Raw genomic sequence first — 24,349 nt, forward strand, 5'->3', positions numbered from 1 at the left:
GCAGTATGAAATACAAGTGGGTGGAGTAAAAATGAATAAGATTACACAAGAAAATTTAACGGATTATAAATATTGTTTGCAAAATAACAGTAGAAATGAAGAGTTGTATAAAAATATAGTTCAAAAAGGGATACGACAGAGCCTTTTGGGAGAAAGGCTTGAATTTCCGCTTATGGAAACTTTTGAAATGAGAATGAAAGATTTATCAGTGGAAGATCAGAACGCAAGTGGACGCTGTTGGATTTATGCTGCCTGCCATATGATGAGACAAGTGTTTATAAAGCAGCATCAGGCAGTAGATTTTCTGTTTTCTCAGGAATACATTGCATTTTATGATTTACTGGAAAAGTCAAATTTCTTTCTGAATTTTATCATTGCTACAATACAAGTTCCTGACGATGATCGAGAACTTCGTGAAAAACTTAATCATCCAGTACAAGATGCCGGGCAATGGGATCTCTTTTGCAATATTATAAAAAAATATGGAATGCTGCCACAATACGCAATGAAAAAAAATGCACAGTCCCAAAATACAGGAGAAATGATATGGATTCTGTCAGATATGTTACGTTCGTTTGCATGCCAGCTACGTGGTACGTATGTAGAAACAAGGGATGTGAGTCATGTAATGCGTATTCGAGATACACAGATGGAATATGTATATCGTTTTCTAAGTATCTGTATGGGAATGCCACCGGATTATTTTGATTTAAGGATTTATCATGATAATGGTAGGTGCACCGAAGAAAAAAGAATAACACCTCAGGATTTCTATCGTAGGTATCTGCCAAGACGGTTAATAGAAGAAGCTATTCCAATTTCCTGTGTTGGAGTAAACATGGAACCAGATAAAACCTATGTAATCAAAAATTTAGGCAATGTGACAGAGGGGAGAAGGGTAAAATATTTAAATCTTGAACTGCAAAATATGAAGCAGGCGATGCTTACACAACTAAAAGCGGGGTATCCTGTATGGTTTGGCTGTGATTCTCGTATGGGAGTGGATAAAGAACAGGGAATTTTGGACCTAAATGTATACAAGCTGGACAAATTAGAATGGGAGTTTATGGATAAAGATAATAGACTGCGATATGGTATTTCCTGCCTGAATCATGCAATGGTTGTGGAGGGGGTCAGGATATCGAAGGACAATGAAATTCTCAGCTGGTTAGTGAAAAACTCTTATGGGAATCAGAAGGGGAATCAGGGATATTTGAATATGCAGGATCGGTGGCTTGATGAGTATGTTTATGAAGCTATTATTTTTCGTGAATATTTAAACGAAGAGATGATTGAAATATATGAACAGGCGGTTCCGGTGGAACTTCCGTCATGGCATCCTATGGGGATGTTGGCAGATTGAAATAAGGATGCGAGATAGAATGTATAAGGTATAGGAGGCAAAAATGAAATATCTTCCCAATCATAAAAAAATTATGTTGATTATTACGGAAAATTGCAATTTACGTTGCATATATTGTTATGAAAAGAATAAAAATGGAAAATCTATGACATTTGAAACAGCAAAAGAAATACTTGATCGCGCTTACGCTGATATGGATGGCTATGAAAGTATGGTAATTGAACTTCATGGAGGTGAGCCATTCCTTAATTTTACCTTAATCAAGAAAATAGATGAATACGTTATAGAAAATTATGGAAATATACCGGTATTGTTTCGAATGATAACAAATGGAACATTAGTACATGGAGAAGTTCAGCAATGGCTTAGTAGCAGGGCAGAACGTTATGAGTTGATGTTAAGCATTGATGGAAAACAGGATCAGCATGATCAGAACAGAAAACAGATTGGCGGAAAAGGCAGTTTTAGACAAATAGATTTGGACTTTTTCTTGAACACATGGAAACATTGTCCAGTAAGTATGACAATTAATGCGGGAACTTTGGATCACATGGCTGAAGGTACAATCTGGTTGCAGAAAAAAGGCTTTGATTGTTGTAATGCTTTTGAGTGGGCTGTGGACTGGAATTTGGAAGAAAGCGTACCTATATTGAGGAGAGGGCTTGATAAGCTAGTAGAATATTATTCTGAGCATTTAGAACAACCATTGTGTCTTCTGGTTAAATATCATTTGCAGGATTTTTATGATAAAATTGATGATTCCTATCGGTATTGTGTTGATATTGATGATCCTCTGGAATGTTATGATGCACAGGGAAAATATGCGCCCTGTCATGGATTTACTGTGTTTACTACAGGAAGTGAAGAAAAAGCAGCACAGTTTGAGAAATTTAAAATCAGTGATTTTAAATTTACAAAAGAAAATATGTGTTATGGTTGCCAGCTTATACATTTTTGTAGGGTTTGCTTTGCGGCGAATTTTATGCTTACCGGAAATATGCAGAAACAAAGTGCGGAAATCTGTTTGTTTAATCGAATGTGTATAAGAGCAGGAATTCGAATTCAGAGAAACCGAATCAAGAATCAAGGCAAGGTGGAAGAATATGAACAGAAAGCTTTGCAGGCGGCAGTGGATGTAGAGAAGTATCTAGATGTTTTGGAGGAAAAGTTAGACAGATGAATGTAGCAGTAATATCATGGGGACGGGAAGGAAAAGCAGTATATGATTTGCTAAGCAGAAATAAACAATATAAAGTTGTTTGTGTAGTAGAAGAGAATAGTGAAAAGTGGAACGATGAAGAATGTGCTCCTTGGATTGTATCTTCTGGACGTGCGGTATGTATGTTTGAAGAAGGAAAAATAGAATATTTTATTGTACCAAGTATGGCAGAAGCTCAAAACTATCGTGTGATCAAAATGCTTGAAGTCTATCACATTAATATAGACAACCTTCTTTATGCATCAGCAGAATCTTTGTGGAATACAACACTTTCCGATGAAGAGCGTATTTCAATGATTAATTCTTACAAATTGTGTAACGAACTGGATGCGATGGAGATTCATGTAGCAGAACACTGTAATTTGAATTGTAAAAATTGCTCAATGTTTTGTGGCCTTGTAAAAAAGGAAGCATATCCTGATTATAATGAGTTTGAAAAGGGAATTATTTTGTTAAAAAAATATTTTCAGCATGTGAAAATATTTCGTATTATCGGAGGGGAACCGTTGTTGAATAAGGATCTGGATAAATATATATATAAGATACGTGATATATACCCATATACGGATATACGACTTATTTCTAATGGCATCTTGGTTAAACAGATGAGTGACAAGCTGATTAAGGCAGTGAAGGAGTGTCATGTGACCTTTATTGTTACGCAGTATGCTGCGTTAAAAGGATCTATTGATGAAATAAAAATGTTTCTAGTGGAGAAAGGAATAACAAATATTGTAACAGAGGTAGTAACAGAATTTCAGAAAATTTACAATGCATCGGGCAACTCAAATATTGATGAAAATTTTTATAGATGTCATTGGAAAGGCAGCTGTGCAACAATGTATGGCACACAAATTGCAACCTGTTTTGTTCCATTTGTAATACATTATCTTTCTGATCAGTTTAATCTTGGAATTCTGGAAACAGGGAAAATTGATTTAGAGGAGAACGGTCTTACTACTCAAGAGATACGTAGAAGGATGCATACACCGTTTGATCTTTGTCGCTATTGTGCTCCTAAGGGGGATTGGGTTACGTGGGAGAGAATAAAGAATAAAAAAGAAATGGCTCTGGTTGATTGGAGTATATAGATATGAGGCATATTAGAGAAAGCCTAGAAGAAAGTAAAACTAGAATTACAGAGTTGATTTTTACGATTAATCAGGAAATCACTCATTCATGGTCTGCCAAAGAAATTATGTATGTTGACGCATATTTTGCCTTTCTTCGACACCAGGCAGATATCCTGATTAAGCCAGAAAAGAAATCTGTGCTTTATCAGCAGGAACAGCAGATTAGAGAATATCTGTCGAAGCTTCTTGGATGTGATAAAAACACGGAATTTATTGTCATGATGAAGCAGATTCAAGCAGCAGTATTAGAACGTCTGCATGAACTGGAGCAATATAAAAGTCAGATTGTTAAAGAAAGTCATAGATATGTATACCATACATCAGCAGTAAAAGATTTGGTATGCTTATATGCATCGCAAAAAAAAGAAAACATGTATAATAATGAAGTGGTGGATGCGGTGTTTGGGACAACAGATTATGATCAGTTGGTTTTATATCTGGGACGGGCAGTTGCCGGTGGAATGCATGTTATCCAAAATGGTCGGATTTGTGTATATCCCAAGAATCCAACGGACAGACTTTGTGGAGAAGACGTAATTTTAAAAAAACCGGTATATTTATACAGGGTAGATATAGAGTATTTTGAACCAGTTATTGATTTCAGAGTACAGAATAATTGTGCAGAATTTTGCTTTGAGTATGAGTGGATAGCGAGGAGGCCATATGTTCCGTGTAAAGGAAAAAAGATAGAAAGTATTTCTTTGAAAGACTGGAGAAAGCATGAGATTTATTATAGTACAGGTTTAGAAGATGCAATCAATTTGAGCGAAGAATACAAAAAGAGTATGAGTATTTCAGAAGTAGAACAGACGATGAAAAGACTGATTTTTGAAAAGAAAATAGTACAAGACTGTATACCAATGGAAATTTGAGGAGATGCACAAATTATGAATGAATTGGAGCAGTATCAAAAAAGAAGGAAATATAGAAAACTATATCGTAAGAATCGGCGAATATACAGACATAAAAAAGTAGAGTTGCCTTTTTTAGAAGTATGGGCAGGAAAACAATGTACACTGCATTGTAGAGACTGTCTTCATATGATTCCTTATATAAAACAGGAAAAAGTGGATATTCAAGAGTTAATCCGTGATTGTAAACTCATATTTGAACTCTGTAATATTGAGTATTTTTCAATAGCAGGAGGAGAACCTTTTTGTAATAGGGAACTGTATCGGCTGTTGAATTATATTGCAGGAAATCCGTCTGTGAAGGACGGAAAGATTATTACCAATGGGACGGTGATGCCGGATGAAAGAACACAGGAGGCTTTAAAAAATTTAAATGGAAAGTTGGAGATTCGAGTAGATGTTTATCCAGGACAAGAAGATAAGGTAACATCTTTTTTAGATTTTTTAGAAGCTGAGAAGATTCGATGCCATATACAGAAATATAGAGCAGATAAGAAGTCAAATTGGAAGCATGTCAGCAGTACTGATCAATGGGAAATTCCCGAAAAAATGACAGAGTTGATTTATAAAGACTGTATTGTACGTCATTGTACTAGTTTATGCAATGGAGAATTGTCATCTTGTCCAAGAGGAATGATTTCGGCAGAAATTTATCATGTGGAGAAAAACCCTTATGAACATATCAAGATTTCAAAACTTAAAAATAATGCGGATTCTAGGGCGAGGATAGCTACGTGTATTAATGATTCTATTTATAAAGATTATTGTCGTTACTGTTTAGGACTAACGGAATCAAATCCTTATTTTGTGGTTCCAGGAGTACAAATCAAGAAAGAAAGATGAAAAATGAATTTAATAAAAAATCTGAAATATGGACAGATTTTTTTGGAAAATCTGTTTCAATATAGAAAAAAGAAAGTACCATTATCTTTTTTAGAGGTTTGGGTCGGACAGACTTGTACGCTTAAGTGCAGAGATTGCTGTCATTTAATTCCCTATGTGAAACCAAAACTTTTCAGTGTGGATGCGTTGATAGAAGACTGTAAAAAATTATTCGAACTGTGTGAAGTAGATTTCTTTTCTATATTGGGAGGAGAACCTTTTACCAATCCAGATTTATATAAGTTAATTGATTTTGTAGCGGAATCAGATAACATTATAGATGGAAAACTGATTACCAATGGTACAATCATGCCAGATAAAAAAATGATTTGTTCTTTAAAAAAACTTAATAATAAACTGGATGTGCGTATTGATGTTTACCCGGGTAGAGAAAACCGAGGAATTCAGTTTTATGATATATTGTCAAGAGAAGGAATACGCTGTACTCTTTTACGGCATAACGTTTTTGAAGAAATGCGATGGAAGAAATTAGGAGGACCAGAGCAAAAATTGATTCCTTGTGATACAGCGGTAGAAATTCATAAAGAATGTGCATTAAATGCATGTCATACATTGGCCAATGGGGAACTGACTGTATGTCCTAGAGGAATCACATCGGAAATGGTTTTTGGTATAGAGAAAAATTTATGGGAGCATATTGATGTAAAGTGCTTAAAAAATCCTGTTTGGGCGAAAGCAAAGATTGCAACGGCCGTTTCAAGAAAAATGTATAAAGACTATTGTCGTTATTGTATGGGGATTGCGGCAATGAATCCCTATTCTATTCAACCAGGGATTCAGATTGGCAGTCCAGAAGAAATTATTAGATAAAATAATGAAAATCTTGTTTATGAGGGGAGAAAAATGAAGAATAAAACAGAGATTTTTCCATTGGCCTTTGGAACAGGAAGATTACCAGAAATCGAGTTACATAAAAAGAAAATACCAGATCAGGATGTAATTGATCAGATGATTCAGTATGCTGTTGATAATGGCATTAATTATTTCGACACAGCGCCTTTATATTGTAATTCTCAATGTGAACAGGCGGTAGGAAGAGCACTTCATTCTTTTAGAGATTGCATATATTTGGGCGGAAAGCTTTCAGCAGATGATATCAAAACAGACCATTGCCGTGAGGCTCTTATGAAAACATTAAAAAATTTACAGACGGATTATTTGGATTATTATCTGTTTTGGGGAATTAATCAGTATTTTTTTGATGAAGTTATTGTAAAAAAGAAAGTTCTGGACCAAATGAGAATTTTTCAACAGGAAGGACTAATACATAAAATTGCATTTTCTTTTCATGGGGATGCAAATGGTTTAAGCTATATTATAGATGAAGCACAGAAAAGGGGAGTGAAATTTGATGCATGTTTAATGCAGTATAATCTTTTGGATAGAAGCAATGAAAAATCCATGGCTTATTCTCATAGTTTGGGTGTGAAAACTATGATTATGGGACCGGCAGCAGGAGGACGTCTGGCAATACCGTCGGATCTTTTTAAAAAAGTGCATAATACAAACGTCAGTTCTACATATGAATTAGCTTTACGTTTTGTGTTATCAAATCCTAATGCAGATATAGTTTTGTCGGGGATGAGCAATATGAACATGGTAAAAGAAAATATAAAAATTGCAAAATCTTCAGAAATTCTAAATTGGAAAAAAGTAAAGGAAGCGCTTGCTGAAATAGAATCATTTCGGGAGTTGTACTGCACAGGATGTAAATATTGTCAGCCCTGCCCAGCCGAGATACAGATTCAGGATATTTTTAAATGCTATACAATCTTCAGAGTATATGATTTGGCTAGCTATGCCAAAGGAGCATATGAACGATATAAGAAAGCAGGAGGAAAAACATTCCAGGACTGTTTGATGTGTGGACAGTGCGAAAAAAAATGTCCCCAGGGATTATCTATTAGAAAATGGCTTAAAAAAGTGGATGACATTATGAATGAAATTCAGGATAGTTTTTGTTTTTCAGAGCATGAACATGAGGAGATTTTTTAGATAAGATGTATCAGACGAAGTTTCTAGAGAGGGTTTTTAGCTTTAAAGGATGGAATATAACTGCAGATAGATTTAAAAAAATCCAGAAAAAATATTACTTAACACTTGATATGGATGTGCAATATGATGCGCAGGCTATAATAAATACATTGAGTTTTTCTAGGAGAAAAGATTTATTCATACAAAGTATGAATAGCCTCCAAGAGGAAAAGTTGTATGCTAGTGCTGTCCATGGGGAGGATCATATTCTCAGAGTGTGCATCCTTTGTTTTTTTCTAAGTGAAAAGCTTGGGATTAGTGACAAAGAATTTATAGATTTGTTAGAAATAGCTAAGTATCATGACATTGGAAGAATAAACGATAAAGCAGATAAGGGACATGGATTAAGGGGGGCGATACTTATAGAGCAGATGAATCTTCCTTATGGTAAGGAAAAATTAAAAAAATACCAAGCTGTTATAGCGTCTCACTCACTTAGAGATGAAGATTTTGAAGAAGAGTGGAAAAGGTGGGGAAATAAAATGAAGGAAATTAACTGGGGAAGGAATCTTCTTGAAATTTTAAAAGATGCTGATGCCTTAGACCGGTTTCGACTTAGAAATCAGTCTTTGCAACTGTCTTTTTTGCATAAAGATATTTCTCTTCGGGCAGTACAAGGTGCTTATGAGATATATCATCTTTTTCCAGGAAATATTTGATTTGGGGAGGAAAAATGTGTATCAGTTTCGATTCTATAATCCAGTAACAGTTTATTTTGGATTAGAAAAATTTGATGAATTACCAACCGTAGCTCGATACTATGGTGATAGAGCATTGGTCTTATATAGTGAAGCATTTAATAGACATACAGATTATGTGGATATGATTTTGCGTATGCTGAAAGAACGGGATATTTATACGCTTGCGATATCTGAGAGTATGCCTAATCCAAGAGGGGAGTTTGTTGACAGAATAAGTAGACTGTGTAGAAACGAAAGGATAGAGGTTCTTATAGGTATTGGAGGAGGAAGTGTATTGGACAGTGTAAAGGCAATCTCAGCATCGGTTTATACAAACGCAAGTTGTTGGGAATGGATTACTGGAAAAGAAGAATTAAAAATGGCACTCCCAGTAATTGCAGTTCCTACAACTGCTGCTACAGGTTCAGAAATGAATAGTGGTGGGCTGATTTCTTTTCCTGAAAGAAGAGAGAAGCTTAGTTTTGGACATCCGCTTCTGTTTCCAAAAGCTGCTTTTATTATACCTGAATTTACAGCATCTCAAAGCCGGGAATACACTGCAGCAGGATGTGCAGATGTTATGTTTCATATTATGGAAGGAAATTATTTTACCAGAGCCCCCAAAATGGAAACCCATTTAAAGGTTATGGAAGAATTAATGAAAAATTTGGTTAAGTATTCACGAATTGTTGTAGAGGATCTTCATAATTATGATGCAAGAGCAAATTTGTGTGTTATTGCTTCATGGGCATTAAATGGTTTTCTGGAAAATGGGACGGGGCGTATTGCTGTTTGTCATGCACTAGAGCATCAAATATCCGGCTATTATGATATTCCGCATGCCAAAGGAATGGCAGTTATAGTTCCCAAATGGCTTCGATATATTGCAGAGAGGGGCGGTGCAGAACAAGTCGCTGAATTTGGAAAGGCTGTGTTCGATGTGAAAAGTAAAAAGTCAAAATTACAGACAGCAATAGAGACAGTCGATAAGCTGGAGTATTTTTTATACGCAGAGTTAATGCTACCTTCTTCTTTTTTGGCCTACGGGATTACAGACAAGCATTTTAATGAAATGGTGCAGAATATCTGTCATGGTGGAAAACTAACAGGGATAATTAATTTAGATTCGCATGATTTGGTAAATATATTAAATAGTTGTCTTTAAACAGGAAATAATTTTTTACTATTTTTAATAGTATGTAGCTGTGTAAAATATTGTAATTTATACTTGGGGGCAAGAATTAAGATTTGTTTAACATTCTTTATTTTTTAAATTGTTAAGAAGTTTTTATGTAAAGAAAAAGATAAGATATAACTATGTATATCCAAAATTGTGATAGAGTTTGAATTATTGTAGAAAAGTATCGTGATGAAATAGATCGATATCTCAGATAACAAAATATTTACAAAACTGGAGGAAATCAGATGAAAAAGTATGTGAAACAGACAGTCGGCGTATGTATTGCAATGCTTATGGCAGTTTCGGCCGGGGAATACAGCGGAACGCTTGTCCAGGCAGCAGAAAATCAGGAAACCGTAGAAGAAACTGCTCCTGTATATGAAGCAGGCAATGTTGCGCAAAAAGAAGACGGAACTGTTTATTACTGGGAGTATGACGGTTCCAACTTTGAGGGCAGCGCTGCATTAGGATATTATAAGCCGATTGTCGGAGAAACAAATAAGCTTATGATGCAAAGCCCATCCGGAGAAAAAGTCATGATCGGTGATATGGAAGGCGGCGGTTCCCTGGTTCTTACGGACAGCAGCCTGATCTTTTATGAAAAACCTGTAGATCAGATCGGAGGATACGAAATCTGCAGCATTGATCAGAACAGTGGACAGACACAGACATATGGTCTGGGGCGGATTGAAGCATCAGATGGAAAGAAGATTATCTGTTCAGATACTGCAAATCATAGTATTGACAGTATTGATGCAGAAACAGGAGAGAGAATGAAGCTTGTTGACGGCAGCTTTCTTGCCAGTCATGACGGACTGATCTATTATCAGCCTGTAGAAGCTGATTCAGGGGCAGCTACAAAAGGAAAAGTATCTCTTGCTGTAGTGGACGCACAGGGAGGACAGCAGAAAACGCTGTGCACCACAGAACCGGATTTATATGCAGATGATTTTCAGGGAACAGCTTCAATTGTGTCCATGGTTTTTAAAGATGAATATATTTACTTTTCCTATGGTTCCTATGAAGGAACCGGGGCAGTATATGCAGGTGGAAAGATTATGAAGGTTAAAAAAGACGGAACGGAAGCAGAGATTGTTGCAGGAATGGACGGACTTCGGGCACCTGTTTTTTCCGTCAGTGAAGATGGAATGGTTGTGAGCCAGAGTATAGACGAAATGTATGATTATATTAACTCTATGGACAAGTATTTTACACGAAACGGAAGCATTTATTTTATGAATGAAAACGGAGAGCCAGTGGAACTGGTTACTCAGGCAGACTATGCATCTGTGGGAAGTGTGGCCTGCGGCCAGTTCAATGATAATGAGGCAGTTACTATCCAATTTGCTGAAAAAATCGGAAATAAGGTTTACATGCTTCTGGATCATGGAGTAATCGATGAGACAAGCCGTGTAGGCTGGAGAACCGGATATGCCCGGGTAAACAGCGCAATGCTGAGCAAAGATCTGGACACAGGAACAGTAGAAACTGTATTCAGCTATTAAAATCAGATGAACCGGGTTGAGACAAATTTATAATTTTATCAGAGAAAAAGTCACTGTTTCTGCAAAATGGACAGTGGCTTTTCTTTTGGAATATATGCCTGCCGATTTTAAAACGGACATGAAAAACAAAACTTTGCCATATTCCATATTCCCATGGTTTGTGGTAAGATACATCATAAGTAATTATTCTATATGTTCAGAACGGGAGAGTTTTTATAGTTTATGTATCGTATATTACTTGTAGATGATGAGATTTTGGTAAGGGATGCCATAAAGGAAAATATAGACTGGGAAGGAATCGGATGCCAGCTGGTAGGAGACTGTGAGAACGGTCAGCAGGCAGCAGAATTTGTAAAGGAGCACCCGGTAGATATTGTACTGACAGATATTCTGATGCCTTATATGGACGGAATGGAGCTGAGTCATTTTCTTCACGACAATTATCCTGATATTGTGATCGTGATATTCAGTGGATTCGGGGAATTTGAATATGCCAAAAAGGCAATCCAGTATAATGTCAGTGAATATCTTTTAAAACCAGTGACAGCTATGGAGCTTACTGGTGTGATCAATAAAATGAAGGAAAAGGTGGACCAGAAGCGACAGGAAAAGCAGAAAATGGAAAAGCTTACAAAGGCTTCTGAGAGTTACCGGAAAAATGCCCAGGTTATACGCTCAAAGGCCATAGAAGCGCTGGTAAACTGTACCACTAATGTGGAGGAAAGTCTGGAACGTCTGAGAAATATGGGAATTGATCTATCGGCGGTGAGATACAGGGTGGCCATGTTTGATATTGATATTTATTCTGACATGTATCAGCTGGATATGGAGAAACGCCAGGAAAGTGCGTTGATGGCTTTTGTACTTTATAACATCAGTGATGAGATCGTAAAAAGAGAACAGGTCGGCATTGTTTATCAGGAAGGCGGAAACAGGGTGTGTATCCTGTTTCAGGAAAAATGGAGCCGTGATTTTACTGGAAAGACAAAAGAGATCTGCAGGGAGATCAAGGATAAGATGAAAGAAGTGATGGGAATAGATGTATCCATGGGAATCGGCGACTGGGTAAAGAATCCGGGAGAACTGATACTGTCTCATGATATGGCTGAGCAGGTGATGCAGTACCGGTATCTTCTGGGGGGGAATCTGCTGATCGATATGGCGGAACAGCGGTCTGTAAAGATTGTTCCTCTTGACCGGCTTCTGGAGGAACTGACTGAAGCCTTAAAAACAGGAAAAAAAGAGCAGGTGGAAAGTACGTTTCAGGAGATGAGAGATTCTATTCGTCAGGCTCTGGTAGAAAAAAGCCGTGCCTGTATGTATTTACAGCAGATCGTAAGAACCATTGATCGGGTATGCGAGGATGTGTCAGTGGATATGAAGAGAATCCTCAGTGGAAGGGATGAGCTTCTCCACAGTATTACGAAGCAGAAATCTTTTGACAGTGCCTGCAGGATTGTGGAAGATTATATTATGAAAATCTTTAAACTGCTTTCCGATATGAACAGCTCTACCGGACAGAGGCAGGCAAGGCTGGCCATGAATTATATCCAGAAAAATTATATGGATCCGGATCTCAGCCTGAACGATATCTGTTCTTATCTGAATATCAGCACCAGTTACTTCAGTACAATATTTAAAGAAATGACCGGGGAGACTTTCACAGAGGTTCTGATCAGGACACGAATGGAAAAGGCAAAGGAACTTCTGGAAAACACTACTATGAAAAATTATGAGATTGCAGAAAAAGTAGGATTTTCTGACCCTCACTATTTTGGTATTTCCTTTAAAAAGATGACAGGAGTCACACCTACAGAATATGCCAGGGAGCGGAGAAGATGAGAGAAATCCAGCCGGGCAATCTTATGATTAAAAAATTTAAAAGTATTCAGAGCGTTATTTTTGCAGTGCTGTCAGTGCTTCTTCTGGGGGCAGTGATTATTATAACTGTAATTTCTTTAAGCTATACCAGACAGTCTGTATTTGAAAATTCATCTTTGTATACACAGACCATTATCCAGCAGATGAATCAGAATATCGATTCTTATATTGATTATATGGAAAATACCTCTTATCTGGTTTCCAGTAATGAAGACGTACAGAAGTATCTTTTTGGGGATACTGCAGATCCTGAGGCAAGAGACCGTATTCTCAGTCAGTTTGAGACAATTCTGGACAGCCGGAGTGATATTCTGAACCTGGGAATTATTGCAGAAAACGGAAGAATGCTGATCAACAATGGGCAGCGTCTTACAAATCAGGACCTGGATATTCATTCCCAGGAATGGTATACCAATGCGCTGGAAGGCAGGGAGAGCGTTTATCTTACTTCCTCTCATGTTCAGCACATTATCAGCGGAGAACGTCCCTGGGTGATCACGCTGAGCCGGGGAATCCGTAACAAAGAAATGGGAACAGGACAGGAAAAAGAAGGGGTATTCTTTATCGATTTGAATTACAACGCTATCAGCGAGCTGTGTGACCAGAGTATGGTGGGAAATCAGGGATATGCTTTTATTGTGGATGCAGATGGAAATATTGTGTATCATCCTCAGCAGCAGCAGCTTTACAATGAGCTTCAGACAGAGAATATTGACCTTGTCATGAACGCAGGATCGGATATTGTAACCTGGGGGGATGGGATCAACAAAAAAATGTATTCTATTTCCAGATCGGAAAAAACAGGATGGACAGTTGTGGACTGTGTAAGAGTGGAAGAGCTTTTGCGAAGAAGCAATGAAGCTCAGAGTATTTATGTTCTGGTGGCAATTGGGCTGATGGCAGTAGCTTTGTTTTTTTCCCGTTTTGTGGCAAAAAGTATTACGCTTCCTATTCAGCGGCTGTGTGATTCCATGGAACGGGTTCAGGAAGGAGATTTCAGTGTTTCCGATATTGTAGTGGATTCTGAAAATGAAATCGGCAGCCTCACAAAATCTTTTAATGTTATGACTCAGAGGATACATGAGCTTATGGCACAGAATATCTGGGAACAGGAAGCAAAGAGAAAGAGCGAGCTGAAGGCTCTTCAGTCCCAGATCAATCCTCATTTTCTGTATAATACGCTGGATTCCATTATCTGGATGGCAGAAGGTAAAAAAAACGAAGAGGTTGTACTGATGACAGCTTCTCTTGCCCGTCTTTTAAGACAGAGTATCAGTAATGAGGATGAACTGGTATCCATAGGCCAGGAAATTGAGTATGCCCGAGGCTATCTGACTATCCAGAAAATGCGTTATAAGGACAAACTGGAGTTCTGGATTGAAGTAGAACCTTCTATATTAAATATACGTCTCATAAAACTGGTTTTACAACCTGTCATTGAAAATGCCATTTATCATGGCCTGAAATATAAAGAGAGCAGGGGACTTCTTCTGGTAAAAGGATTTATGAAAAACGGAAATGCGGTACTTCAGGTAATTGATGACGGCGTGGGCATGGATCAGGAAACTCTGGATCACATTTACGAAAGACATAAGGTGGATTATCACTCCAACGGTGTTGGGATATATAATGTCCAGAAAAGACTTCAGCTTTATTATGGGAACGAGTATGGAATTGTTTATGAAAGCAAACCAGGTGAAGGAACTACTGCCACAATTACAATACCGGGACAACAGGAGGGGCTGTGATGAAAAAGTATGGAAAATGGATTGCTGTGGCATTGCTTCTCAGCCTGGTATTTTCTGCGGTAGCGGTAAATTATCATAAAAACGGAGCAGAAAGACAGAATCGTCTTTCCTTGATTTACATTCCAAAAGTGGTGGACAGCAGAAATGATTTCTGGACGTCTCTGATCCAGGGCGTTCAGATGTCGGCGCAGGAGGCAAATGTGGATATTGAAATCATGGCTCCGGAGGAAGAGAATGATGTGGAGGGACAGAACCGGATACTGAAACAGGCAATTCTTAAAAATCCTGATGCCATTCTTATTTCTCCCTCCAGTTTTACAGAATCCAACAGTCTTCTTCAGGAGGCAAGAGATCAGGGGATACGGATCACATTTATTGACTCTTATACAGAAGAAAGTATTCAGGAGATCACAGTTGCCACAGACAATGTGGAGGCAGGAAAAAAACTTGGGGAATTTGCGGCTTCTCTGCTGAAACCGGAGGATCAGATTGCCATTGTTGCCCATGTAAAAGGCGTTTCTACTGCTGTGGAAAGAGAAAAAGGATTCCGGGAAGGCCTTGGAAAATTTGAAAAAAACATTGTAGATGTGGTGTACTGTGATTCCAGGTATGATAAATCCTATGAGCTTACTATGGAACTGATCAGACAGTATCCCGGTCTTAAAATGATCGCCGGGATGAATGAATATTCTTCAGTGGGGGCTGCCAGAGCAGTGAAGGCGGCCGGAGCGGAAAATAAGATTCAGGTGGTAGGTGTGGACAGTTCCCAGGAAGCAGTCCAGTTGATGGAACATGGGATCTTTCAGGGAATTGTTGTACAGAAGGCTTTTAAAATGGGGTATCTGGGAGTACAGGAGACAGTTCGGCTGCTCAGAGGGGAAACCTATGAGGCGGAGATCAATTCCGGCTGTCAGCTGGTGACGCCGGAAAATATGTACACAAGTGAAATTGAAAAACTGCTTTTTCCGTTTAATACACTAAAAACAACAAAAACAGACGGCAATCCACAGTGAAATTTGGGGATACCAGTCAAGAAAAAAGGTAAAATATTTACATTACCGTAAATATTTTACCTTTTTTTGTAAGATATTCTATTACAATTATCAGGTTTTCACGTTATTATAAGTTAAGAAAACACAGAGAGTGTGAAAAACAGTAGGAGGGTGAAGAAATTGGAAAAGCTGAAACAAAATCCAATCATAAAAAAGCTCGGCCTGAACAGGATTCTGCTTGTTGGGATCCTGATTCTTATGTTCGTAGTCTTCAAAGTGGTTCTTGGAGATAAGTTTCCGGTAGGAGACAGTATCAGATCCACATTGAACTATGTTTATTTCCTGGGCTTTTTGTCACTGGGCGTTACTTTTGTAATCGCTACAGGAGGAATTGATTTCTCCATCGGACCGGTTATGTTCTGCTGTGCACTGGTTTCCGGTTACTGCATGACAAGCTATGGTGTTCCATGTGCAGCAGCTATGGTATTATGTGTACTGATCGGTCTTTGCTTTGGTACCTTTAACGGATGGCTGGTATCTTACATGTCTGTACCGCCGTTTATCGTATCTATGGCATCTATGAATATTGCCAAAGGTCTTGCTTCTGTATTTACAAAAACACAGTCTGTAAGTTGGCCTATGGGCAGCGATCCGGAAAACGGATGGTTCAGAAACATTGTTTCCTATAATGATTTTCCTGTAGGTATTGTGATCTTCCTGGCAGTAGCAGTGATCTGCGGAATTATCCTTTACCGTACAAAACCGGGACGTTATATTCTCTGCCTTGGTTCTAACAGTGAGGCGGTTCGTCTTTCCGGTGTAAACACCAGAAAATGGCGTATGCTTTCATACATGATCTGCGGAACTCTGGTAGGTATTGCCGCACTGTTCTTTGTAGCTACATATACAACTGTTCAGCCAGGTTACGGCGATCAGTACAACAACGAGGCGATTGCAGGCTGCGTAATGGGTGGTACATCCATGGTTGGCGGACTTGCTTCCATCGGCGGTACTGTGATCGGTGTGTTCATCATTTCTCTTCTTCAGCAGGGAATCATGGCATTTGGTCTTGGCAAAGGACAGCAGATGATCATCACCGGTATTATTGTAATCGTTGCAGTTTACGCTGACGTTTCTGCAAGACGCAGAAAGAACTGATCGGAAGGGAGGATGTAACAATGGGTGAAGTTATTTTAACTATGAAGGACATTGATAAGTCCTTTCCTGGAGTTCATGCTCTGGATCACGTTAATTTTGAAGTGAAACGCGGCGAAGTACATGCGCTTATGGGAGAAAACGGTGCCGGAAAGTCCACACTTATGAAGGTTCTTACCGGTATTTATCAGAAAGATTCAGGATCCATTGTCTATAAAGGCAAGGAAACAGAATTTCACAACACAAAGGAAGCTCAGGATGCCGGTGTGGTAATCGTGCACCAGGAGCTGAACATGGTAGGCGACCTGACAGTTGCCCAGAACATTTTTATCGGCCGTGAGCCAAAAAAAGGTTTCCGCATCGATGACAAAAAAATGATCGAGGATTCCAAAAAACTGTTCCAGGATCTGAATATTGATATTGATCCAAAAGAAAAAATGCATAATCTGACAGTTGGTAAACAGCAGATGTGTGAGATCGCAAAAGCGATTTCCCACAAAGCAGAGGTTATCATCTTTGACGAGCCTTCAGCAGCCCTTACTGAAAAAGAGATTGCGGATCTGTTTGTCATCATTCGTGATCTTCGTGAAAAAGGTCTGGGTATTGTCTATATTTCTCACCGTATGGATGAGATCAAGGTTATTACAGACCGTGTTACTGTTATGCGTGACGGCGGTTATGTTGGAACTCTTATCACCAAAGACAGTACAAAAGAAGATATCATCAACATGATGGTGGGACGTGTTATTTATGAGGATCCGAAGCAGCACAGTATGGTTGCGCCGGATGCGCCTGTTGTTCTTAAAGTAGAACATCTGAATGCAGGTAAGATGGTTCAGGATGTAAGCTTTGAGCTTCGCAAAGGCGAAATCCTTGGTTTCTCCGGACTGATGGGCGCAGGTCGTACCGAGACAGCAAGAGCACTGTTTGGTGCAGATCCGAAGCAGAGCGGAAAGATTTCTATCATGGGCAAAGATGGACAGCTTCGTGAAGTTACCATCAACAGTCCGCAGGATGCTGTTAAATATGGTATCGGTTATCTGTCAGAGGACAGAAGAAGATATGGATGTGTTGTACAGAAGTCCTGTATTGAGAACACAACTCTGGCAACAATGGAACAGTTTACAAAGGGCTTCCTGATTGACTCAGCGAAAGAAAAAGAAGTAACTGAGAAATATATCAAAGAGCTTGCAACCAAGACTCCTACCGCAGACCAGCTTGTTGTAAACCTTTCCGGTGGTAACCAGCAGAAGGTGGTTATTGCAAAATGGCTTACAAGAGACAGTGAAATCCTGATCTTCGACGAGCCTACAAGAGGTATTGACGTTGGTGCCAAGAATGAAATTTATAAACTGATGAACAGACTGGCAGCAGAAGGTAAATCAATCATCATGATCTCTTCTGAAATGACAGAAGTTCTCCGAATGAGTGACCGTATCATTATCATGTGTGAGGGTAAAGTAACAGGTAATATTGATATTTCTGAAGCTACCCAGGAAAACATCATGGATAAGGCTACACGTAGTATTGATTAAGGAGGACAGTCATGACTAAGAAGAAAAAAAGTATATTAAGTGATCAGAGATTTATCGTTTTAATTGTTGTTATTGCTCTGACAGCTGTATTCTCCATTATGAGTAAAGAGTTCAGACAGTACAACACATTGCTGAGTTTGCTGGATTTTTCATACTATGATCTTCTGATGGCAATCGGTGTTACTTTCCCTCTTATTACCGGAGGCGTAGACCTTTCCATCGGAACAGGTATGGTATGTTACGCACTGATCGGCGGAACTCTGATAAGAAGCCATGGCGTACCTGTTGTTGTTGCTATGCTGGTTTGTGTGCTTCTTGGAGTTCTGATCGGAACACTGAACGGTGTTCTTATCGGCGTAATGAATCTGCCGCCGTTTCTTGCAACTCTTTGTACCTGTATGATTACCCGCGGTGCCGGATCTCTCTGTACCGCTACACCGTGGCCGGGTCTTACACAGGAAGGCGGATGGTTCCATTCTATCTTTAAACTTACAATCGGTACAGGAAGAAGCGCTGACCGTTATCCGATCGGTTTCCTGTGGATGGTTATTCTGGTTCTTCTGATGGAATTTGTTCTGAACCATACGAAATTCGGACGTTACACCATCGCTATCGGTTCCAATAAAGAAGCAGCAGCTCTTTCAGGAATCAATGTTAAATTCTACCATGTTATGGTATATGTTGTCTGCGGTCTGTTTGCAGGTCTTGCAGCAATCGCATACGCAGCAGTAACTCCTACCGTACAGCCAGGTACTGGCGCCGGTCTTGAGATGGATGCCATCGGCGGTGTATTTGTCGGTGGTGTGGCAGCTACAGGTGGTTATGGATCTGTACTTGGAACCTTTGTTGGTATCTTTGTCATCATGCTTCTGAAAACCGGTCTTCCATATGTGGGACTACAGGCAAACTGGCAGCAGATCATCACAGGTCTTGTACTGATCGTTGCGGTACTGATCGATATCATCAAAGAAAAGAAAGCTGCAGCATTATAAAGAATACAGTTTTCAATTTTAATCACGTATGTGAACCGTCAGGTGAAAACGCCTGACGGATCATCATAAAAACTAAAAACTATATAATTTTTAAGGAGGATGTAGAACAATGAAAATTAAAAAACTCATCGCATTAGGCCTTTGTGCAGCAATGGTATCCGGTATGACAGTTGCTCCGGTATTTGCAGCAGAAGAAGCAACAGAAGACGCAGCTGAAACAGAAGACGCAGCTGCTGAGGAAGAAGCAACAACAGAAGACGCTGCTGATCCGGCAGCTCAGTTTGAGGGACTGAAAGCAAACGAAGCATATGAATTCCCGATGATGGTTAAATCTTTCCAGTCTACATACTGGCAGGCAGCAGTTGAAGGTATGCAGAAAGCAGCTGATGAGCTGGGCGTTACTTTCACAGCACAGGGACCGAACAGTGAGTCCGATATCGCAGACCAGGTTAACATGATCAATACAGCTATCGCAGCAAAACCGGTTGGTATGGGTCTTGCAGCATGCGATACATCTTCTGTAACAGATGCTCTTAAGAAATGCGCAGCAGACGGAATCCCGGTTGTAACATTTGATACAGGTGTTGCAGATGCTCCGGAAGGATCTGTAGTAGCAGAGGTTGTTACAGACAACGCTCAGGCTGGTGCAGTAGCAGCTGAGAATATGTATGCAGCAATCAAAGACGTTATCGCAAACGCTGAAGGTCAGGTTATCATCGGTGAAGTAAACCAGGATGCTACAGCTCAGAACATTCAGCTTCGTGGCGCTGGATTCATCAACAAAATGATCGAGCTTATCCAGGCAGACGGAAAAACTGTTGCAGTTGCAGGTAACGAGTTCTATGTAAACGCAGCAGAAGGCGCTGACGCAAAAGAAGCTGACGCAGACGTTGTTATCCAGGTTGCAGTTCCGGCACAGACAACTGTAGAGCTTTGCTCCACAGAGGCTCAGGCTATCCTTTCCAAAGAAAACTGTATCGCAATCTTTGGTTCCAACCAGGTTGCAGCAGAGGGTGTTCTTGCAGCTAACGCTAACCTGAACGTTCTTGGTTCTGACGCAGCAGCAGGCGATGTTATCGGTGTTGGTTTCGACGCTGGTTCTATCATCAAAGCAGCTGTACAGGATGGCACATTCCTTGGTGCTGTTACACAGTCTCCTCTTATGATGGGATACTATGCAATCTACGCTCTGACAGCAGCAGCAAACGGAGATGAAGTTTCTGATGTTCCGACAGCTGGTTACTGGTATGATGCAACAAACATGGAAGACGAAGAAATCGCTCCGAACCTTTATGACTAATTTCTAGTCTCTGAGTTTTACACAATATTCACCATATCCCCAGAGGATTCTCTGGGGATATTTTAAATTAACACATATCTGTCAGGAAAGCTGACAAACAAAGGGAACTGTCCACAGATTACCGGAAACAGAGTGGACAGTGACAAATAAGGACACTTTTTCAGACAAACCAGGTTCTTCCGATTTGAAGTATTTTCATGTAATATGATGTTATCAAATATGGAAGAACTAAAAAACACAGCAGACAATAAAAAATTCTTCTGTGTATATCTTACATATTTAGGAGGTTTTAATCATGGCAACATATTATCTTGCAGTAGACATTGGTGCGTCCAGCGGACGTCATATTCTGGGACATATGGAAAATGGAAAAATGATCCTGGAGGAAGTATATCGTTTTGAAAACGGTATGGTAAAAAAAGGCGACGAACTTTGCTGGGAATTTGACCGCCTGTTTAAAGAGGTGATCAACGGACTGAAAAAATGTAAAGAAATCGGCAAGATTCCGGTAAGCATGGGTGTTGATACCTGGGGCGTTGACTTTGTTCTCCTGGACAAAGACGGAAATGTTCTTGGAAACACTGTTGGATATCGTGACAGCCGTACAGAAGGCATGGACCAGGAAGTGTACAAAGTGATCTCCCAGGAAGAACTGTATGAGAGAACTGGTATCCAGAAAGCAATTTACAATACCATCTACCAGCTTATGTCAGTAAAGACAAAGCATCCGGAGTATCTGGAGCAGGCAGAAACCCTTCTTCATGTACCGGATTACTTCCATTATCTTCTCACAGGAGTAAAATCCTGCGAATATACAGAGGCTACTACCAGCCAGCTGGTAAGCCCTGTTACAAAGGACTGGGATTTTGAACTGATCGACAAGCTGGGATATCCGAGAAAGATTTTCCAGAAGCTGATCATGCCGGGAACAAGCATCGGACATTTTTCTGAAGCAGTGAAGAACGAGGTTGGTTTTGATCTGGAAGTAGTTGCTCCAGCAACTCACGACACTGGTTCTGCTGTGCTTGCAGTACCTGCAAATGACGATGACTTTATTTATATCAGTTCCGGAACATGGTCACTGATGGGGCTTGAGAGAGAGACTGCAGACTGCTCCAAAGAGAGCTGTGCTCTGAATCTGACAAACGAAGGCGGATATGCAGGACGTTTCCGCTATCTGAAAAATATCATGGGCCTGTGGATGATCCAGTCTGTACGTCATGAGATCAATGATAAATACGGTTTTGCTGAAATCTGTGCTATGGCAGAAGATGCAAAGGATTTCCCGTCCAGAGTAGACGCAAATGACGAGTGCTTCCTGGCACCGGCAAATATGACAGAGGAAGTGAAGGATTACTGCCGCAGAACCGGACAGAAGGTTCCGGAGACTCTCGGTGAGATCGCTACTGTGATCTATACCAGCCTTGCAGAATGTTATGCAAAAACAGCAAAAGAACTGGAAGAGATCACAGGAAGAACCTACAGCCGTATCCATGTTGTAGGCGGCGGTTCCAATGCAGGATATCTGAATGAACTGACAGCAAAAGCTACAGGCAAAGAGGTTCATGCAGGTCCGGGAGAGGCAACTGCAATCGGTAATATCACTGCCCAGATGTTAAAGGCAGAGGAATTCAAATCTATTGAAGAAGCAAGAACAGTAATTCACGAGTCCTTTAATATCAAAATTTATAACGCATAAACAGCTTTATAGTTTTATATGAAGAGGAGAGTTCATTATGTTAGTTAATACGAAAGCAAAAGTCGGCGTATTTTCAATCGCACTGGGAGCTTACCTTCCACAGTTCCCGTCACTGGTACCGGAGTTTGAGGCACAGTATGCTGCATTCAAAAAAACAATTCCGGATACGGTAGAGATCATTGACGGAGGAATGGTGACAACCAAGGAACAGGCAATGGAGGCAGGGGACAGATTCCGCGCTGCAGACGTTGATCTTGTATTCCTTCAGATGCTGACTTATGCTACATCTTATAATATGCTTCCGGCAATCCGCGATCTGGATGTTCCTGTAGTGCTGGTAAACGTCCAGAAGCTGAAAGCTCTGGATTATGAGCATACAGATATTGCTTCCTGGCTGGGAGAAGGCTATGCCTGCGGAGCTGTAGGCGAAGCTGTTGCAGACCTTGAGAGAGCAGGCAAAAGACATGCGGTGATCACAGGTGTGGTAGAAGGCGGAGATCCTGCTGTTCAGGCAGAGATTGAAGACTGGTGCAAGGCTGCTCAGGTGAGAAGAAGATTTCGTGAGACTAACATTGCGCAGATCGGCAGACCATATCCGGGAATGATGGATCTGTACATTGATGAGACAAACCTCTATAACAGAATGTTCCTTTATACCAAGCAGTTTGACTGGGAAAAGATGTGGGCGATTGCAGACGATATCACAGATGAAGACGCAATCCGTGCAAAAGCTCAGGACATTCTGGATACTTTTGAGATCGAAGGCGGGGGCACAATCGAAAAAGTATGGGATATGGCAAAATATGTGGTTGCCTTTGAGCAGTGGGTAAAAGACGAGCATCTTGGCATGATCGCTTCCCATTATGACGGATTTGCTCAGGGCAAGGCAGGCGTTCTTGACAGTATGCTGATTCCGGCATTTTCTATGCTGATCAAGCAGGGAACTGCATGTGCGGTTGAGGGAGATATGAAGGTTGCCATGGCAATGAGTATCCTGAAAACAATTTCCGGAACCGGACAGCTTTCTGAGATGTATTCCATTGACTTTAATGATGACATCTGTATCATCGGTCATTCCGGTAGCGGAGATGCTGATATTTCTGACAAGAAGCCTACCATGAAGATCGTGAAGGTATTCCACGGCAAAACAGGCGGCGGATATCTGACACAGTTCTATCCGTATCTTGGACCGGTTACTTATCTTGCCATTACCCAGGATAAGGATGGAAACTTCAAGTTTGTTGTTGCAGAAGGCGTGAACGAGGAAGGTCCGATCCTTTCCTTTGGAGATACCAATATGAGAACACGCTTTACCTGCGGTGCAAGAGAGTTTGTAAACCGCTGGAGTGAAGCCGGTCCCACACATCATATGGCAGCAGCAACCGGAAGACACATTGACACGATTCTCAAGGTTGCAAAAATCTTTAACGTTCCGGTTGAGATCGTTACAAGATAAAATCGATTTTTCGTTTTGAGAGAGTATCTGATATTTACACATATTCAAAAACAACATCCCGCAGACCGGTCATGGTTCTGCGGGATGTTGTTTTTGTCAGCATGGGAATCCATTACATAAAAACTTTTGCTGCACATGTGATTTTACCAGGAGCTGAGACAGCTATCTCAGCTCCTGGTGTTCTTTTTTCAGTTCACGGTAAAGCTCCATGGAATTCCAGTGTACGGTAACAGGAGTGAGGACTGCTTTCAGATTAACGTTTTTCAGCTGATTGTCCCGGAAAAACTGAAGAAAAGCGTCCATCTGACTGTTGGAGAAATCTTTCATAACCAGCATTTCTTCGCTGAAGTTTTCTCCCATGGGAAACCTGGAACAGGGAGAAAATCCCGGAATTTCAAAAAGGTATCCCAGAGGATGAAACAAATCAGAAGCAGGCACTTCACGGACGTCAACGTCAGCTCTTCTCAGATATCGTCTGATCTGTCTGGTGCGTTCATCCTGCGAAAAATGATAAAGAAGAATCTGTGGTTTGGGGGCGGGAGCCCTGCCCAGTGTGGATAAGTTCATGTTGTGAAAATCAAATGTGTTCAAAAAAATGCCTCCTGGTAGAATAATGGCGCAGTCAAAAATGTCTGCTGAGTTTACAGGTTTCTATACTACAGA

At 40.1% G+C, this 24,349-nt stretch carries 20 protein-coding genes; 19 read left to right on the forward strand and 1 reads right to left on the reverse strand.

The genetic code is table 11. The features are described 5' to 3' along the window. Nucleotides 1-31 precede the first annotated feature (31 nt). From NSA57_RS00615 to NSA57_RS00705, 19 genes are all read left to right on the forward strand, one after another. Nucleotides 32-1,363: a C1 family peptidase gene (locus NSA57_RS00615; protein ID WP_022067834.1), complete on the forward strand. Its 1,332-nt coding sequence runs from the start codon at nucleotides 32-34 to the stop codon at nucleotides 1,361-1,363. A gap of 43 nt (nucleotides 1,364-1,406) precedes the next feature. Further along, the gene (locus NSA57_RS00620) at nucleotides 1,407-2,543 is read left to right on the forward strand and encodes a radical SAM protein (protein WP_257463697.1); all 1,137 of its coding nucleotides are present in this window, start codon (nucleotides 1,407-1,409) and stop codon (nucleotides 2,541-2,543) included. After that, nucleotides 2,540-3,673, forward strand: coding sequence for a radical SAM protein (locus NSA57_RS00625; protein WP_257463698.1), 1,134 nt, complete (start codon nucleotides 2,540-2,542; stop codon nucleotides 3,671-3,673). The genes NSA57_RS00620 and NSA57_RS00625 overlap by 4 nt, the downstream gene beginning before the upstream one ends. Nucleotides 3,674-3,675: 2 nt before the next feature. Then, nucleotides 3,676-4,587: a hypothetical protein gene (locus NSA57_RS00630; RefSeq protein WP_022067831.1), complete on the forward strand. Its 912-nt coding sequence runs from the start codon at nucleotides 3,676-3,678 to the stop codon at nucleotides 4,585-4,587. Nucleotides 4,588-4,602: 15 nt separating this feature from the next. Then, nucleotides 4,603-5,469, forward strand: coding sequence for a radical SAM family protein (locus NSA57_RS00635; RefSeq protein ID WP_022067830.1), 867 nt, complete (start codon nucleotides 4,603-4,605; stop codon nucleotides 5,467-5,469). A 3-nt stretch (nucleotides 5,470-5,472) separates the two neighbouring features. Then, a complete protein-coding gene (locus tag NSA57_RS00640) occupies nucleotides 5,473-6,339 on the forward strand; it encodes a radical SAM family protein (RefSeq protein WP_022067829.1) in 867 nt (288 codons plus the stop codon). 33 nt (nucleotides 6,340-6,372) lie between these two features. Next, nucleotides 6,373-7,524, forward strand: a complete 1,152-nt coding sequence (locus tag NSA57_RS00645) for an aldo/keto reductase (protein ID WP_022067828.1) — start codon at nucleotides 6,373-6,375, stop codon at nucleotides 7,522-7,524. Nucleotides 7,525-7,529: 5 nt separating this feature from the next. Then, a complete protein-coding gene (locus NSA57_RS00650) occupies nucleotides 7,530-8,222 on the forward strand; it encodes an HD domain-containing protein (RefSeq protein WP_022067827.1) in 693 nt (230 codons plus the stop codon). A 16-nt stretch (nucleotides 8,223-8,238) separates the two neighbouring features. After that, on the forward strand, nucleotides 8,239-9,408 hold the full coding sequence (locus NSA57_RS00655) for an iron-containing alcohol dehydrogenase (protein WP_022067826.1): 1,170 nt from the start codon (nucleotides 8,239-8,241) through the stop codon (nucleotides 9,406-9,408). Between the two features lie 260 nt (nucleotides 9,409-9,668). Then, nucleotides 9,669-10,928, forward strand: coding sequence for a hypothetical protein (locus NSA57_RS00660; protein ID WP_257463699.1), 1,260 nt, complete (start codon nucleotides 9,669-9,671; stop codon nucleotides 10,926-10,928). 222 nt (nucleotides 10,929-11,150) lie between these two features. Continuing rightward, on the forward strand, nucleotides 11,151-12,770 hold the full coding sequence (locus NSA57_RS00665) for a response regulator (RefSeq protein WP_257463700.1): 1,620 nt from the start codon (nucleotides 11,151-11,153) through the stop codon (nucleotides 12,768-12,770). Then, the gene (locus NSA57_RS00670) at nucleotides 12,767-14,557 is read left to right on the forward strand and encodes a cache domain-containing sensor histidine kinase (protein WP_257463701.1); all 1,791 of its coding nucleotides are present in this window, start codon (nucleotides 12,767-12,769) and stop codon (nucleotides 14,555-14,557) included. The genes NSA57_RS00665 and NSA57_RS00670 overlap by 4 nt, the downstream gene beginning before the upstream one ends. Next, nucleotides 14,557-15,570, forward strand: a complete 1,014-nt coding sequence (locus NSA57_RS00675) for a substrate-binding domain-containing protein (RefSeq protein ID WP_257463702.1) — start codon at nucleotides 14,557-14,559, stop codon at nucleotides 15,568-15,570. Before NSA57_RS00670 ends, NSA57_RS00675 begins: the two co-directional genes overlap by 1 nt. Nucleotides 15,571-15,729: 159 nt before the next feature. Beyond that, complete coding sequence (locus tag NSA57_RS00680; RefSeq protein WP_147598256.1) at nucleotides 15,730-16,707, forward strand: ABC transporter permease; 978 nt, start codon at nucleotides 15,730-15,732, stop codon at nucleotides 16,705-16,707. Between the two features lie 20 nt (nucleotides 16,708-16,727). Continuing rightward, nucleotides 16,728-18,239 carry a sugar ABC transporter ATP-binding protein gene (locus tag NSA57_RS00685; protein WP_022067820.1) on the forward strand — a complete coding sequence of 504 codons (1,512 nt, stop codon included), beginning with the start codon at nucleotides 16,728-16,730 and terminating at the stop codon, nucleotides 18,237-18,239. 11 nt (nucleotides 18,240-18,250) lie between these two features. After that, nucleotides 18,251-19,231 (forward strand): ABC transporter permease, encoded by a 981-nt coding sequence (locus tag NSA57_RS00690; protein ID WP_257463703.1) that lies wholly within the window; start codon nucleotides 18,251-18,253, stop codon nucleotides 19,229-19,231. Between the two features lie 109 nt (nucleotides 19,232-19,340). Next, a complete protein-coding gene (locus NSA57_RS00695) occupies nucleotides 19,341-20,531 on the forward strand; it encodes a substrate-binding domain-containing protein (protein WP_147598017.1) in 1,191 nt (396 codons plus the stop codon). Nucleotides 20,532-20,826: 295 nt separating this feature from the next. Next, the gene (gene rhaB / locus NSA57_RS00700; RefSeq protein WP_257463704.1) at nucleotides 20,827-22,230 is read left to right on the forward strand and encodes a rhamnulokinase; all 1,404 of its coding nucleotides are present in this window, start codon (nucleotides 20,827-20,829) and stop codon (nucleotides 22,228-22,230) included. Nucleotides 22,231-22,267: 37 nt separating this feature from the next. Beyond that, nucleotides 22,268-23,686 carry an arabinose isomerase gene (locus tag NSA57_RS00705; protein WP_138269953.1) on the forward strand — a complete coding sequence of 473 codons (1,419 nt, stop codon included), beginning with the start codon at nucleotides 22,268-22,270 and terminating at the stop codon, nucleotides 23,684-23,686. 162 nt (nucleotides 23,687-23,848) lie between these two features. Here NSA57_RS00705 and NSA57_RS00710 read toward each other — a convergent pair whose 3' ends face one another. Further along, nucleotides 23,849-24,277 (reverse strand): DUF3783 domain-containing protein, encoded by a 429-nt coding sequence (locus tag NSA57_RS00710; protein WP_257463705.1) that lies wholly within the window; start codon nucleotides 24,275-24,277, stop codon nucleotides 23,849-23,851. Between the last annotated feature and the right edge of the window lie 72 nt (nucleotides 24,278-24,349).

Source organism: Blautia caecimuris, from assembly GCF_024622975.1.
Classification (GTDB): Bacteria; Bacillota; Clostridia; order Lachnospirales; family Lachnospiraceae; genus Blautia_A; species Blautia_A caecimuris.

What these genes read in the sequence shown, in the direction of transcription:
- NSA57_RS00615 (WP_022067834.1), top strand. Translation starts at nt 32, where the DNA reads ATGAATAAGATTACACAAGAAAATTTAACGGATTATAAATATTGTTTG.
- NSA57_RS00620 (WP_257463697.1), top strand. Translation starts at nt 1,407, where the DNA reads ATGAAATATCTTCCCAATCATAAAAAAATTATGTTGATTATTACGGAA.
- NSA57_RS00625 (WP_257463698.1), top strand. Translation starts at nt 2,540, where the DNA reads ATGAATGTAGCAGTAATATCATGGGGACGGGAAGGAAAAGCAGTATAT.
- NSA57_RS00630 (WP_022067831.1), top strand. Translation starts at nt 3,676, where the DNA reads ATGAGGCATATTAGAGAAAGCCTAGAAGAAAGTAAAACTAGAATTACA.
- NSA57_RS00635 (WP_022067830.1), top strand. Translation starts at nt 4,603, where the DNA reads ATGAATGAATTGGAGCAGTATCAAAAAAGAAGGAAATATAGAAAACTA.
- NSA57_RS00640 (WP_022067829.1), top strand. Translation starts at nt 5,473, where the DNA reads ATGAATTTAATAAAAAATCTGAAATATGGACAGATTTTTTTGGAAAAT.
- NSA57_RS00645 (WP_022067828.1), top strand. Translation starts at nt 6,373, where the DNA reads ATGAAGAATAAAACAGAGATTTTTCCATTGGCCTTTGGAACAGGAAGA.
- NSA57_RS00650 (WP_022067827.1), top strand. Translation starts at nt 7,530, where the DNA reads ATGTATCAGACGAAGTTTCTAGAGAGGGTTTTTAGCTTTAAAGGATGG.
- NSA57_RS00660 (WP_257463699.1), top strand. Translation starts at nt 9,669, where the DNA reads ATGAAAAAGTATGTGAAACAGACAGTCGGCGTATGTATTGCAATGCTT.
- NSA57_RS00665 (WP_257463700.1), top strand. Translation starts at nt 11,151, where the DNA reads ATGTATCGTATATTACTTGTAGATGATGAGATTTTGGTAAGGGATGCC.
- NSA57_RS00670 (WP_257463701.1), top strand. Translation starts at nt 12,767, where the DNA reads ATGAGAGAAATCCAGCCGGGCAATCTTATGATTAAAAAATTTAAAAGT.
- NSA57_RS00675 (WP_257463702.1), top strand. Translation starts at nt 14,557, where the DNA reads ATGAAAAAGTATGGAAAATGGATTGCTGTGGCATTGCTTCTCAGCCTG.
- NSA57_RS00685 (WP_022067820.1), top strand. Translation starts at nt 16,728, where the DNA reads ATGGGTGAAGTTATTTTAACTATGAAGGACATTGATAAGTCCTTTCCT.
- NSA57_RS00690 (WP_257463703.1), top strand. Translation starts at nt 18,251, where the DNA reads ATGACTAAGAAGAAAAAAAGTATATTAAGTGATCAGAGATTTATCGTT.
- NSA57_RS00695 (WP_147598017.1), top strand. Translation starts at nt 19,341, where the DNA reads ATGAAAATTAAAAAACTCATCGCATTAGGCCTTTGTGCAGCAATGGTA.
- rhaB (WP_257463704.1), top strand. Translation starts at nt 20,827, where the DNA reads ATGGCAACATATTATCTTGCAGTAGACATTGGTGCGTCCAGCGGACGT.
- NSA57_RS00705 (WP_138269953.1), top strand. Translation starts at nt 22,268, where the DNA reads ATGTTAGTTAATACGAAAGCAAAAGTCGGCGTATTTTCAATCGCACTG.